The 13,051-nt window shown below is 75.0% G+C and carries 13 protein-coding genes and 1 pseudogene; 8 read left to right on the top strand and 6 right to left on the bottom strand.

The window, feature by feature from the left end; translation table 11 throughout:
* The 8 genes and pseudogenes from ACWCSD_RS34350 to ACWCSD_RS34385 all read left to right on the top strand — a co-directional run.
* Positions 1-207: pseudogene (locus tag ACWCSD_RS34350) on the top strand (2-methylfumaryl-CoA isomerase); the annotation flags it as partial.
* A gap of 399 nt (positions 208-606) precedes the next feature.
* Positions 607-1,290 (top strand): hypothetical protein, encoded by a 684-nt coding sequence (locus tag ACWCSD_RS34355; protein WP_449921165.1) that lies wholly within the window; start codon positions 607-609, stop codon positions 1,288-1,290.
* Between the two features lie 4 nt (positions 1,291-1,294).
* The gene (locus ACWCSD_RS34360; protein WP_397158347.1) at positions 1,295-2,083 is read left to right on the top strand and encodes a glycosyltransferase family 2 protein; all 789 of its coding nucleotides are present in this window, start codon (positions 1,295-1,297) and stop codon (positions 2,081-2,083) included.
* Positions 2,080-3,315 carry a 2-phospho-L-lactate transferase CofD family protein gene (locus ACWCSD_RS34365; protein ID WP_449921168.1) on the top strand — a complete coding sequence of 412 codons (1,236 nt, stop codon included), beginning with the start codon at positions 2,080-2,082 and terminating at the stop codon, positions 3,313-3,315. Before ACWCSD_RS34360 ends, ACWCSD_RS34365 begins: the two co-directional genes overlap by 4 nt.
* A gap of 5 nt (positions 3,316-3,320) precedes the next feature.
* Positions 3,321-3,944 carry an HAD family hydrolase gene (locus tag ACWCSD_RS34370; protein ID WP_449921171.1) on the top strand — a complete coding sequence of 208 codons (624 nt, stop codon included), beginning with the start codon at positions 3,321-3,323 and terminating at the stop codon, positions 3,942-3,944.
* An 8-nt stretch (positions 3,945-3,952) separates the two neighbouring features.
* On the top strand, positions 3,953-4,699 hold the full coding sequence (locus ACWCSD_RS34375) for an NTP transferase domain-containing protein (protein WP_397158353.1): 747 nt from the start codon (positions 3,953-3,955) through the stop codon (positions 4,697-4,699).
* Positions 4,687-5,940, top strand: a complete 1,254-nt coding sequence (locus ACWCSD_RS34380; RefSeq protein ID WP_449921173.1) for a lipopolysaccharide biosynthesis protein — start codon at positions 4,687-4,689, stop codon at positions 5,938-5,940. Before ACWCSD_RS34375 ends, ACWCSD_RS34380 begins: the two co-directional genes overlap by 13 nt.
* Positions 5,937-7,175 carry a glycosyltransferase family 4 protein gene (locus tag ACWCSD_RS34385; protein ID WP_449921175.1) on the top strand — a complete coding sequence of 413 codons (1,239 nt, stop codon included), beginning with the start codon at positions 5,937-5,939 and terminating at the stop codon, positions 7,173-7,175. The genes ACWCSD_RS34380 and ACWCSD_RS34385 overlap by 4 nt, the downstream gene beginning before the upstream one ends.
* Positions 7,176-7,179: 4 nt before the next feature.
* On the opposite strand, the gene ACWCSD_RS34390 is transcribed toward ACWCSD_RS34385, so the two are convergent.
* From ACWCSD_RS34390 to ACWCSD_RS34415, 6 genes are all read right to left on the bottom strand, one after another.
* Positions 7,180-8,151, bottom strand: a complete 972-nt coding sequence (locus ACWCSD_RS34390; protein WP_397158359.1) for a glycosyltransferase family 2 protein — start codon at positions 8,149-8,151, stop codon at positions 7,180-7,182.
* 81 nt (positions 8,152-8,232) lie between these two features.
* Positions 8,233-9,234: a hemolysin family protein gene (locus ACWCSD_RS34395; RefSeq protein WP_449921179.1), complete on the bottom strand. Its 1,002-nt coding sequence runs from the start codon at positions 9,232-9,234 to the stop codon at positions 8,233-8,235.
* A complete protein-coding gene (locus ACWCSD_RS34400; RefSeq protein ID WP_449921181.1) occupies positions 9,231-10,541 on the bottom strand; it encodes a hemolysin family protein in 1,311 nt (436 codons plus the stop codon). The genes ACWCSD_RS34395 and ACWCSD_RS34400 overlap by 4 nt, the downstream gene beginning before the upstream one ends.
* 111 nt (positions 10,542-10,652) lie before the next feature.
* Positions 10,653-11,039 (bottom strand): pyridoxamine 5'-phosphate oxidase family protein, encoded by a 387-nt coding sequence (locus ACWCSD_RS34405; RefSeq protein WP_387673966.1) that lies wholly within the window; start codon positions 11,037-11,039, stop codon positions 10,653-10,655.
* Between the two features lie 60 nt (positions 11,040-11,099).
* The gene (locus tag ACWCSD_RS34410; protein ID WP_397158366.1) at positions 11,100-11,792 is read right to left on the bottom strand and encodes a DNA-binding response regulator; all 693 of its coding nucleotides are present in this window, start codon (positions 11,790-11,792) and stop codon (positions 11,100-11,102) included.
* Positions 11,762-12,880 carry a hypothetical protein gene (locus ACWCSD_RS34415; RefSeq protein WP_449921184.1) on the bottom strand — a complete coding sequence of 373 codons (1,119 nt, stop codon included), beginning with the start codon at positions 12,878-12,880 and terminating at the stop codon, positions 11,762-11,764. Before ACWCSD_RS34415 ends, ACWCSD_RS34410 begins: the two co-directional genes overlap by 31 nt.
* Positions 12,881-13,051 lie beyond the last annotated feature (171 nt).

The following is a 13,051-nucleotide window of genomic DNA, read 5'->3' on the forward strand; positions in this document are numbered from 1 at the left end:
CGCGCCGAGCCGCTGATGGCCCCGCTCGACCAGCCGGGCGTCGGCCCGCACCTGGCCCCGGGCGGCCCCCTGCTCCTGGACGGCCGCCAGGCCCCGCCGTCGCCCGCGCCGGAGCTGGGCGAGCACACCGACGAGGTGCTGGGCGAGCTTCTGTCCATGTCCCCGGCGCAGGTGGCCGGCCTGCGCGCGGAGGGCGTGGTCGGCTGACGGCGGTTTGGGCCCGCCCGAAACAGGGCTTACGGGCCTGAAAGATGAGAAGTCGCGGGAGCGCTCCCAAGAAACCGAAACGCCTGCCGAGCTGGCCTTATGTGAAGATGGTCAAACTTTCACACGAAAAGCGACAGACGGAACGTCTTACTTCCCGACTCCACGCCGGGTCTTGACACCGCAGGCAGGCCATTTGCGGCCACTCTTCTCCTGCATCGTTCCACCAGCCGCGCCATGAGCTCTGAGCTGGACTTTCAGGCGGACACTACTGTTAGTCAGCATGCCCGCAAGTTCCGGTGGGTCCGTTATCCGATATTGCGGTGGCCGCCGCCGGGACAGGTGACATACTGCGTTGGGAGCGCTCCCGTGACCCTTCGATGACGCCCACGAGGACCGGTAGTGAACCATCCCGACCCCCTGCTCGACGCCCCGCGCCCCTGGGCCGCCCACATCTGGTGGATCGCCCTGGCCGTCGGCGCGACCGGCTTCGCCTTCGTCTGGCTGGCCACCCCGCACGCCCGCGAGATCGACGCCGCCTGGCAGCTCGCCGCCAAGTTGCTCGCCTTCGCCTGCCTGTGCTGCGCGATCGCGTTCTTCCCCTGGATGTCGCCGCGCCTGCACTGGCTGCTGTACGCGCCGTTCGTGTTCCTGACCGGCTACCTCATCCCGAGGATCAGCTGGTTCTACTACGGCGACGGCGCGCGGGCCCAGGGCGACGACTTCTACACGCACCTGTACCTGCTGCTCTACCCGGGGATCGTGCTGACGGTCGCCGCCGCGTACCGGATCGGGGGCGGCTCGCCGGGCCGCTGCCTGAAGATCATGGCGAGCGGGGTGCTGATCGTGTTCTCGGGCTTCCTCGACGTGATGTGGCAGGTGGTCAACCCGGTCGAGATCCCCGACCGGATCGACGCCCCGCACATCAACCTGTTCACCGGCGGGCCGATCCCGTTCTGGGGGGCGGTCGTGTTCACGCTGGCGCACGTCCCGGTCCTCGCCGGGATCAACCTGCTGCCCCTGGACCGCTGGATCGGGCGCCTGACCGGGGCCGGCGCCGACCCGGACGCCACCCGGAGGAGGTGACCCCTTGCCGAACAGGCCGGCCGTCGACGTCTCCGTGGCGGCACCCGCGTACAACGAGGCGGACAACATCGCGGCGGCGGTGACGGAATGGCGGGACTACCTGGAGCGCCACCCGGGGGTGGCCAGGTGGGAGATCGTCGTGTGCGACGACGGCAGCTCCGACGCGACCGGGCGGATCCTGCGCGAGCTGCGGGAGGACTGCCCGCAGCTCGTCGTCGTCACCTTCGCGCGCAACCGGGGCGCGGGGGCCGCCATCGCCGCGGCCGTCGCGCGCACCCGGCTGGACTGGGTGGTGCTGCTCGACTCCGACGGCCAGTTCCCGATCGCCAACCTCGACGCGTTCCTGGAGCGCATCCGGGACGGCGGTGGGCCCGCCTTCTCGGGGGCGCGGGTCAGGAAGGCCGACAGCCTGCCGTACCGGTGGGGGTCGGCGGCCAGCGGCGCGGTCAGCAACCTGCTGCACCGCACCCGCTACCGCGACTTCAACTCGATCTTCAAGGTGGTGCGCGGCCCGCTGTTCAGGGCGCTGCCGCTGGAGTCGGCGGGGATGAACTGCTCCACCGAGATCACCGCCCGCGTGGCCGAGCTGGGGCACGTGTGGGAGGAGCTGCCGATCGAGCACCGCGAGCGGGGCGGCGGCAGCCGGGGCTGGCGGTTCTGGCGCGGGGCGCGCGACCGGGCGCTGTTCGTCGGCTACCTCGGGCTGCGCCGCTGGTTGCTGCGCCGGGGCGTGCTGCGGGCGCCGCTCGCGCCGTTCCCGCTGGGCCGCTCCCCGCTGGAGGAGGTGCGATGAGCACCATGACGAGCACCGTGTCGAGCCCGGTGTCGGTGGCCCTGTTCGGCGGCGGGCGCGGCGGCGCCGGCATCGCCCGTGCGCTGCTGCGCACCCCGGGGACGAGCCTGTCGCTGCTGGTCAACGGGTACGACAACGGGCTGTCCACGGGCGCGCTGCGCCGCTGGCTGCCGGGCATGCTGGGCCCGTCCGACTTCCGCAAGAACCTGCTGCTGCACCTGGACCCCGGCGATCCGCGCCACACGCTGCTGGAACGCCGGCTCCCGCCCGGCGCCACCCCGGCCGACCTGGACGCGCTGATCGGCGACGTCGCCGCGACCGGCCCGGCGGAGGCGGCGCGGGAGCTGCGGGTCGTCGCGGACCGTCTGGCCGCCCGGCCCGGCGGGCTCGACCTGGCCGACTGCGCGCTGGGCAACCTGGTGTTCGCCGGGGCCTACCTGCGGCTGGGCGAGGACTTCAACGCGGCCGTACGGGCGTGCGCGCGCACGTTCGGCTCGCCGGTGCGGCTGCTGAACGTGACCGGCGGCGAGAACGCGTTCCTCGTCGCGCTCAAGCAGGACGGCCGGGTGCTGGCCGACGAGGCCGACATCGTCGCGCCGCAGGACGGCGTGGCCATCACCGGCCTGTTCCTGCTGCGCGAGCCGCTGTCGGCGGCCGACCGCGGCGCGCTGGCGGGCCGCCCGGCCGAGCGGGTGCGCGAGCTGCTGACCCGCCGGTCCGCCACGGTCACGCCGAACCCCGAGGCGCTGCGGGCCCTGGCCGAGGCCGACCTGATCGTGTACGGCCCCGGCACCCCCCACTCCTCGCTGCTGCCCAGCTACCTGACCCCGGGCCTGGCCGAGGCCCTGTCCGGGAGCGGGGCCGGGAGCGGGGCCAGGAGCGGGGCCGGGAGCGGGGCCGGGAGCGGGGCCGCGGCCAGGGTGTTCGTCGTGAACGTCGGCGGCGACCACGACGTCCAGGGGCTGACGGCCACCGACCTGGTGGACCGCACGCTGGCCTACCTGGGCGACCCGGGCAACGAGCGGGCCACGATCACGCACGTGCTCAGCGGCCGGGGCGCGGGCGCTCCCGCCGTGCCGGCCCGCGTGCTGGACCGGGGTTCGTGGGCGGGGGCGCGCTGGATCAGCGCCGACCTGGAGGACCCGGCCAGACCGGGCGCCCACCGCGGCCCGCGTACGGCCGAGGCGCTGCTCGCGGTGCTCGGCGAGGCGCCGCTGGCGCGGGCCGGGTGAGCCGGATGCTGCCCTGGACGGTCTGGCTGTGCGACCTCGACGGCACGCTGGTGGACTCGGCCCCGGCGCACGAGGCCGCCTTCCGCCACGCCCTGGCCGAGCACGCGCCCGGCGCGCTGGAGACCTTCCGCTACGCCGACCACGCGGGCGCGAGCACCGCCGCGGTGGCCGCCCGACTGACCGGCGACCCGGCGGCGGCCGACCGGCTGGCGCGGCACAAGCAGCGGCTCTACCGCGGCTACGTCGAGGCGGGCCTGGTGCGGCCGTTCCCCGGCGCGCGCCGCCTGCTGGCCGCGCTGAACGCGGCGGGCCGGGCCGCCTACCTGGTCACGGGCGGCAGCCGGGCCTCGGTGGAGCGGGTGCTGGCCGCGTGCCCGCTGCCGGTGCGCGACGTGCTGACCGCCGACGACGTGCCGGTGAGCAAGCCCGACCCGGGGTTCTACGCCGCGGCCTGCCGCCGCTGGGGCGTGCGGCCGGCCGCGGCCGTCGCGCTGGAGGACTGCGCGCACGGCGTGGCCTCGGCCGTCGGCGCCGGGCTGGCGACGCTGCACGTGCACACCTCCGAGGCCGCGCCCGGCGCGGTCGCGGCCCCCGACCTGGACCACATCGTGTCCCTGCTGGAGAGGTGATCGGCGACATGGGTGAACGGCGGGTGTGCGCGGTGATCCCGGCCGCCGGACGCGGGACGCGGCTCGGCCACGACCTCCCGAAGATCATGATCGGCCTCGCCGACGGCGTCACCGTGTGGGACGTGCTGCACCGGCGGCTGCGCCCGGTCACCGGGCACGTGCACGTCGTGGTGTCCCCGGCGGGCGCGGGCCCGTTCGGCGAGCTGGTGGCGGGGACGCCCGGGGTGTCGGTGAGCGTTCAGGAGCGGCCGACCGGGATGGGTGCGGCGATCTTCGGCGCGGCCGGGCACTGGGCCGGCTACGAGACGATCCTGGTGGTCTGGGGCGACCAGGCGAACCTGTCGGCGCGGACCGTGCGCCGGGTCGTCGCCGCCCATCCGGGCGAGGGGCTGACGCTGCCGCTGGTGCCGATGGAGGACCCGTACGTGGAGTACGAGCTGGCCGGGGGCGAGCTCGTCCGGGTGCGGCAGTCGCGCGAGGGCGAGGCGTGCCGGCCGGGCGGGCTCAGCGACATCGGGGTGTTCTGCCTGGCCACCGCGGGCCTGCGGGAGGCGTGGGAGCGGTACGCGGCGGGCGCGGCGCGCGGCGCGGCCACCGGCGAGGTGAACTTCCTGCCGTTCCTGGCGCATCTGTCGCGGACCGAGGGATGGCCGGTGACGGTCGTGCCGGTGACCGACCCGGCCGAGGCGCGCGGCGTCAACACGGCCGACGACCTGGAGTTCGCCCGGCGGGCGTACGCGCGGTGCACGGGCTGAGGGGCCGCGCGGCGGGCCTGGTCCGGGGGCACCGGTGGGCGGCGGGCCCGACGCTGGTGAGCACGGCGGCCAGCGGCATCGCGGCGGCCACCACGCTGGTCGTCGCGCGCGGCGCGGGGGCGAGCGCGTTCGGCCGGTTCACGGTGGTGTTGTCGATCGCGCTGATCGTCACCGTGGTCATGCTGACGAGCCTGCACTACGTCGTGCTCCAGGAGCTGCCGCGGGCCGCGCCGGGCGAGCGTCCGGCGCTGGTCACGACGGCGCTGGCGGCGACGCTGGCGATGAGCGCCGGGCTGGCCGCGCTGGGCCTGCTGGCCGCCCCGCTGCTCACGCCCGCGCTGAACGTGGACGTCCCGGCGCTGGCCTACGGGCTGGCGCTGGCGGTGTCGATGACGGTCAACCAGCTCGCGGACGGGTTCCTGCGCGGGCTCGGCCGGTTCGCGCTGGTGGCCCGGCTCAAGCTGGCGGTCGCGGTCGCCTACCTGGGCGCCGCCTGCTTCTGCCTGCTGGTGCTGGGGATCAGGGACGCCGGGCCGTACCTGGTCGCGCTGATCGCGACGAACGCGGCGTTCGCGGTGGCGGCGACGGCGACGGCCGGGGTGCGGCCGCGGGCGTTCTCGGCGCGGCTGGCCCGCTCGCTCTACCGGCACGGCGCGTACGTGACGGCCGTCGCCGCGCTGACCGGCCTGCTGTTCGGCGTGGACGTGCTCTACCTCAACCACTGGGCGGCCCCGGCCGACGTCGGCGTGTACGCGGTCTACAACGGCTTCCCCAAGCGGCTGCTCGGCGTGGTGTTCACCGACGGCGTGCTGCTGGTGCTGCTGCCCAGGATGGCGACCGCCGACAAAGCGGTGCTGATGCGGCGGATCGCCCGGCTGGTCCCGGCCGTGGCGGGGGTGACGGCGGTCTTCTCCTTCGCCGCGAGCACGGTGTTCTTCCTGCTGATGGGCGGCGAGTACCCGTACGCGACCGGGCTGATGACGCTGTCGTCGCTGGGCATCGGGGCGCACACGGCGTTCAACCTGTACGCGGTGGCGCTGTCCATGGACGGGGTGCGCGGCGCCCGGGTGCTGATCGGCTGCCTGCTGGCGAGCTCGCCGGTCGCGCTGGCCGTGCCGGCCTGGTGCGTCCGGTGGCACGGGGTGGCCGGCGGCCTGGCCGGGTTCGCGCTGGTCAACCTCCTCCTGCTGGCCGTCGTGGCCGTGACGGCCGCGCGCGTCTACCTCAAGGACCCGTCATGAGAATCGCCTGCGTCGTCAACCAGTTCCCGCCCAACGTCACGGCGGGGCTCGGCCGCTACGTCGAGCTGATCACCCCCTGGCTCGCCCGCGACCACGAGCTCACCGTCCACACGCTCAACGTCGGCGGCCTGCCCGTGGACGAGCGCGTGGACGGCGTCACCGTGCACCGGCCGCGCGTCCGGCTGCCCGGCGCGCGCGGGCGGCGGCTCAACCGCACCCGCCGCGCCGAGTTCCTGCTGCTGGCCGCGCAGGTCGTGGTCAGCGACTGGCGGTACGTGCGGCGGCTGCGCCGCGGCGGGCGGCCGGACCTGGTCGCCGTACACGACTCGACGAACTTCCTGGCCGCCCTGCTCTGCCACCACCTGCTGCGGCTGCCGGTGGTCCTGCACGTGCACACCACCGAGTACGGGGTGGCGGCGCAGCGCAGCATCCGCGACCCGCTGAACCTGTTCGCGGCGCTGGAACGCCACCTGGCCCGGATCTCGCGACGGGTGGTGGTGGCCACGCCCGAGGTGCGCGAGCAGCTTCTCGCCGCGGGGTGGCGGCGTACGCCCATCGACGTGGTGCCGCTCGGCGGCACGTACGAGCGGGTCGTCGCCGATCCGGCCTTCGACCGGGACGCGCTGCGGCGGGGCGCGGCGGCGCTGCGGCGGCGGCTGGGGTTGTCGGAGCGGGACAAGGTGCTGCTGTTCGTCGGCAGGATCGAACGCCAGAAGGGCGTCTACCAGCTGCTGGAGGCGATGCGTACGGCGTCGGCCGCCGTGCCGGGGCTGCGGCTGCTGATCGTCGGCGAGGGGGACGAGGTGGGCGTCCGGCGCATCGTGGGCGCGACCGGGCTGCGCGGGCGGGTGCTCACCTCGGGCCGGTTCGTCACCGGCCGGGAGCTGCTGGAGTACTACGAGCTGGCCGACGCCTGCGTGTTCCCCTCGCTGTTCGAGCCGTTCGGGCTGGTCGCGACCGAGGCGATGGCACTGGGACGGGCGACGGTCCTCGGCGACGGCTTCTCCCGGATCTTCCTCGGGGACGACCCGGCGCGGCCCGCGGCACGGTTCGTCCGGGCCGCCGAGCCGGCCGACATCGCGCGCGGGATCATCGACGTCATGTCGGACGAGGCGCTGCGGCGGTCGCTGGGCGAGCGCGGCGAGCGGTTCGTCCGCGAAAGCCTGAGCTGGGAGCGCGCGGCGGCGGCGACGACCGCGGTCTACCGGGCGGCGCTCAAGCCGCCCGCCTCCTGAGGGGTCAGGCCGGGCCGCTCCGCAGGAGGCGCAGGGAGCCGACGGCCAGCCCGGTGACCAGCACCACGTGCACGGCCAGGTGCACGGCCATGAAGTAGGCGGTGAAGGCCGGGCCGCGCTCCCGGTGGACGAACCGCAGCAGCTCCGGATCGGCCACCACGAACCACCCGACCAGCACGACGGGCGCCGCGAACAGCGCCGGCGCGAACAGGCCGAGCGGCAGGCAGGCCAGCGCCAGCGCGCAGGCGAGGATCCCGGCCCGGCTGTTGGCGTTCTCCGGCTTGGCCGCGCCCCGCCTGGCCGTGGCCAGCGCGAGCGGGATCAGCGGCAGCGCCCGCCGCCACTGCTCCGACAGCACGGGCAGGAACCGGTGGCCCTCGTCGTGCCGGCCGGCCACGGCGTCGGTCAGCACGATCCGGGTGTGGACGGCCAGGCGGCTGCTGTACTCGACGTCCTCGCAGTCGCGCAGGCTCTCGTCTAGCCGGCCGGCCCGGGTCAGCGCCTCGCGGCGGATGGCGGCCAGGGCGAACACGACGCTGTTGACCTCGCCCAGGTGCCGGCGCCGCCAGTGGACCTGGTGCAGCAGCCGGTACCACTCGACCGGGCCGTCGTCGATCAGCGGCTCGGTGTCGTAGACGCCGTGCACGCAGCCGACGCCCGGATCGGCCTCCAGGATCGCGACGGCATTGGCGACCGCGTCGGGCCGCAGCGCCACGTCGCTGTCCAGGAAGAAGATCAGCTCGCCGGTCGTGTGCTCGACGCCGGCGTTCCTGGCCGCCGACACGCCGCGGTTGGCGGGCAGGCGCACGACCCGGCAGCCCAGCTCCTCGGCGATGGCCGCCGAGCCGTCGGAGCCGGCGTCGTCGACGACCACGATCTCGTCGGGCAGGCGGGTCTGGGCCAGCACCGACTCCAGGCACAGGCGCAGGGTCCTGGCCGCGTTGTAGCACGGCACGATCAGCGAAACCGACGTCACGAGCGTTGCCCTCCGGCGAGTTCCCGGTCGCGGTCACCACGGCCCGCGGCCCTGCTCCATGATCTCGCACGGACCCCCGCCTCAGCCAGTCAGGATCCCGCCGAGCACGTCGTCCAGGGTGACGACGCCGAGCACCTGTCCGGACTCGTCGGCGACCGCGGCGAGCTGGGCGCGGCGGGCGCGCATGACGGCCAGCACCTGGGCCAGGGTGGCGGTGGCGGGCACCTGCGGCAGGGCGCGCACGGGCAGCGGCTCGGCGGCGCCGTGACCGTTCAGCGCGTCCAGGACGTGCAGGTAGCCGCGCAGTTCGGCGGGGTCGGCGCCGTGCACGGGGAAGCGGGAGTGGCCGTGGCGGCCGGCGTACCGTTGCAGGCCGGCGCTGTCGATGGTCTCGGGCACGCTGACGACCTCGCTCATCGGCACCATCACCGAGCCGACCGGGCGGGCGTGCAGGGCGAGGGTGGCGATCAGGCGGTCGCGTTCGTCCTGGCGGAGCAGGCGGTGGCGGCGCGACTCCTCGATGAGCACCGGCAGCTCGCCGGAGGTGTAGACCGTACGGACCTCCTCGGCGGACGGGACGCGCAGCAGCCGCAGCACCGCCCCCGCCATGGCCTTGACCAGCGTCAGCACCGGCCGGGTCGCCCTGGCCAGCACGAACAGCGGCGGCACCAGCCACAGCGCGGCCACGTCGGGCGCCGACAGCGCCAGGTTCTTCGGCACCATCTCGCCGATGATGACGTGCGCGGCCACCACCAGCAGCAGGGCCAGCGCGAAGGCGACCGGATGGACCAGCCGCCCGGGCAGCCCCGCGGCGGCCAGCAGCGGCCCGACCGCCCCGGCCACCACCGGCTCCCCGGCCGCGCCGAGCACCAGCGAGGCCAGCGTCACGCCGAGCTGCGCCGCCGCCAGCATGGTCGGGACGGCGTTCATGGCGGCGAGCACGGCCTGCGCCCGCCGCGACCCCTCGCGCGCCCGCGGCTCGATCAGGGTGCGGCGGGCGGAGATGAGCGCGAACTCCGCGCCCACGAAGAAGCCGTTGACGGCCAGCAGCAGCACGATGACCAGCCCTTGGGCGAGGCTCACCGGCGCTCCCCCGCCCGGCCCGGCGCGGTCAGCGTGACCTGCTCGATCCGGCGTCCCCGCATGGTCTCCACCCGCAGGACCCACTCGCGCACCGCGACCTCGTCGCCCGGGTCCGGGATGCGGCCGAGCGCGGCCAGCACCAGCCCGGCGAGCGTCTCGTAGGGGCCCTGCGGCATGCGGAAGCCGGTGCGCTCCTCGACCTCGTCGGCGCGCAGCAGGGCCGGCAGGCTCACGGAGGCGCCCGGCGCGAGCAGCACGGGCGAGGGCTCGTCGGACTGCTCCTCGGGCAGGTCGTACTCGTCGGCGATGTCGCCGATCAGCTCCTCCACCAGGTCCTCGACGGTGACGACGCCGGCCAGGCCGCCGTACTCGTCGATCACGACGGCCATCTCGGCGCGGGCGGAGGCCAGGCGCTCCTGCACGACCTCCAGCCGCAGCGTCTCGGGCATCTGGAGGGCGGGCCGGGCGATCGCGGCCACCGGGGTCGTGTCGCGTTCGGACGGCGGCACCGCGCAGGCGCCGGGGACGCTGGCGATGCCGAGGATGTCGTCGCGTTCCGCGCCGCAGACCGGGATGCGCAGGTGGCGGCGGCTCCTGGCCAGCTTGAGGAAGTCGGCGACGCTGGTCGTGCCGGGGACGGTCACGCAGTCCGTACGCGGGGTCATGGCCTCGGCCGCGGTCTTGCCGCCGAAGCGCAGGGCCCGCTGGAGCATGGCGGCGGTGCCGGGCTGGAGCACGCCGGCCTCGGCCGACAGGCGTACCAGGAGGCCCAGCTCCTCGGGCGAGCGGGCGGAGGCCAGCTCCTCCTGCGGCTCGGCGCCGAGCCGTCGGACGATCGCGTCGGCCACCGCGTTGCACAGCCGGATCAGCGGCCCGCACGCCGCCGAGAACGCCCGCTGCGGCGGCGTCGCCAGCCGGGCCACCGCGAGCGGCCTGGACAGGGCGGCGTTCTTGGGCACCAGCTCGCCCAGCACCATCTGCGCCACGGTGGACAGCGCGATCGCCAGCACGACCGGCAGCACCGGGACGCCGCCCAGCAGCGGGTCGAGCAGGTCGGCGATGGCGGGCTCGGCCACGACGCCGAGCAGCAGCGAGGTGACGGTGATGCCGAGCTGGGCGCCCGACAGGTGGAACGACAGCCGTTGCACCGCGGCCTCGACGCCCTGGGCGCCCCGGTCGCCGTCCTCGGCGAGCTGGCGGACCTGGCCGCGTTCGACGGTGACGAGGGAGAACTCGGCCGCGACGAAGATGCCGTTGGCCAGGATCAGGGCCAGGGCCGCGAGCAGGTGGACGGCGTCGAGGAGCACGTCAGCCCGGGCCCTCGGGTAACGCCGCGGGCGGCCGGTCGTGCTCAGACTCCACGGGCGAAAGCTAGCATCCGGCTCGGGCGTGCGGAAGTCATGACGAACCGCCAGTGATCAGACGTTGCCCATCACGCGCGTCACCTGGATCTCCAGCACCACCCTGGACGGGTTGGGCCGGGGCGGCTTGTAGCGGGCGGTGTACCGGCGTTCGGCGTCGGCGACCTGCTCGGGCTCGGTGCGCACCACGGCCCGTCCCTCCAGGGTGGACCAGCGGCGGCCGTCGACCTGGCACAGCGACACCGCCGCGCCGTCCGCGCCGATCAGCCGGGCCTTGCGGGAGGAGCCCGAGGTGATCACGCGGGCGGTCGCGGTGTCCAGGTCGAGGGTCGCGCCGACGGGCACGACGTGCGGCGGGCCGCCGTCGCGGGCGGTGGCGAGCGTGCACAGGTGCCGCTCCCGCCAGAACGCGGCGAACTCCTCGCCCAGCTCGGCCAGGTCCACGATCCTCCTCAGGGTTGCGGGGAGCGACATCGTACAGCGCCCGGGCAGGGAGCCCGCGTGTCAGGTGGGCGGGCCCTGGCGGGCGTGCGAGGTGTAGATGCCGACCTCGTCGGGGCGGATCAGGCCGTCCTGGATGGCGCAGATGAGCAGCTTCTCCTTGGTCGGCGCGGGCCGGCCGGCCGCCGCGTACTTGACCCTGGCCCGGTCGATGTACTGGCGCACGGTGCGTTCCTTGATGCCCATGCGGGCCGCGACCGACGCCTTCGACATCGACTGGAACCAGAACAGCAGCGCCGCCCGCTCCTTGTCCGACAGCTGGGGGCGGTGGGGGCCCTCGTCCGTGGCGATGGCCTGGGCCATGGGCAGCGTCACGGACGGCCGGTCGGCGGCCACCTCCATGATCGTCTCCAGGCAGGACTCCCGGGTGGCGCGTCCCTTGCCGATGAACGCCGAAGCGCCCGCGTCGAGCACCGCCCGGACGATCTCGGGCTCCTCGTGCTCGGAGAAGACGATCACCCGCTGGCCGTCCGCGCACAGGCCGCCCACCCGGTCGGCGACCATCGTGCCGTTGAGGTTGAGGTCGAGCAGCAGCACGTCGGCGGCCACGCCGCGGACCGACTCGATCGTGGGCCCCTGGGCGACCAGCTCGACGCCGCTGCCCGGCCCGAACCAGGAGCGCACGCCGTCCACCACCACCTGGTGGTCCTCGACCAGGGCGACCGTCACGGGCGCTGCCAGATGCTGTTGACCCATACCTCCCCTCCCTGGCGCTGGTAGGTGACCACGACCCCGCTGGGCTCGCGCACCGGCGTGGGGCTGACCGGCAGGTCGTCGTTGTCGGCGACGACGGCCACGCTCACCATGGCCGACATCGCCGACACGGTGACCCTGGCCCGCGAGCGGGCGCCGTCCAGCGCCAGCACGGGCGCCCTGAGCAGATCCTCCCGCACGCCCTCGGGCAGCGCGGGCAGGTTCTCGCCGAACGGCGGCGCGGTCACCAGCACCTGACGCCGCTCGGCCGCGTCGATGCGCTCGCGCAGCGCGGCCACCAGCGCGTCCGGGACGTCCTCGCGCTCGGTGATCAGGCGGCGCAGCCGCATGGCGCCGGCCGTGCAGTCCTCGCGGACGCGCGGGTCGCCGGGGTCGGCGCCGTCGGCGAGCTGCTGGAGCAGCGACTCGGCCACGTCCCTGATGGCGGCGTACCTGCGGATGCGGTCGGCGTGGATGCTCCTGGCCGACTCCCGCCAGGCGTCGTCGGCGGCGAGCCGGCGGGCCAGCAGCACGGCGTCCTCGGCGCGGGCGCGCAGCAGGGCGCAGCCGGCCGTGTAGCCGAGTTGCATGGTGACGCCGCCGACGATGACCACCAGGTACTTGGCGACCGACACCCGGTCGAACGCCCCGGCCACGGCCATCGCGGCCAGCATGACGGCGGCGTTGACGGCCAGGAACGCGCCCAGCTCCGCCCGCCAGCGCGGCCGGTTCCAGGCCAGCATGACGCCCAGCCAGCCGACCGACCCCCATCCCCAGTCGCTGATGCCGAGCAGGTCCTGCGGGCGGCAGGCCACGATCACCGCGACGTCGGCGGCCAGCGCCGCGACCGCCAGGCCGAGGACGCGGTCCGGGCCGCGCGAGGTGCGCGCGAGCGCCAGGCCCGCGATCACGCCGACCACCGTGTAGACGACCCAGGCGGCCGCGGCGAGCAGCGGCCAGCGGAAGGAGCCCCAGCCGGTGACGGTGACGGTGAGGTCGTAGCCGGTGTGCCAGAACCCGGCGATGACGGCCGCGCCGAGCGCGGTGTAGCGGGCGTAGCGCTGGGCGACCTGCTCGATGTCGTCGGTCACGGCCGCCACCACATGCTCACCCGCGTGCCGGTGTCGCCGGAGGAGATCCGGGCGCCGCCGCCGCGCAGCGCGTTCATCGTGTCGAGGATCGAGCCGCGCACGCCGAACCGGTCGGGCGGCAGGCGTGATGGACCTGGCGCGCACCGATTACTTCGCCGTCCGCGACGACTC

This window comes from Nonomuraea sp. NPDC001684 (assembly GCF_053596515.1).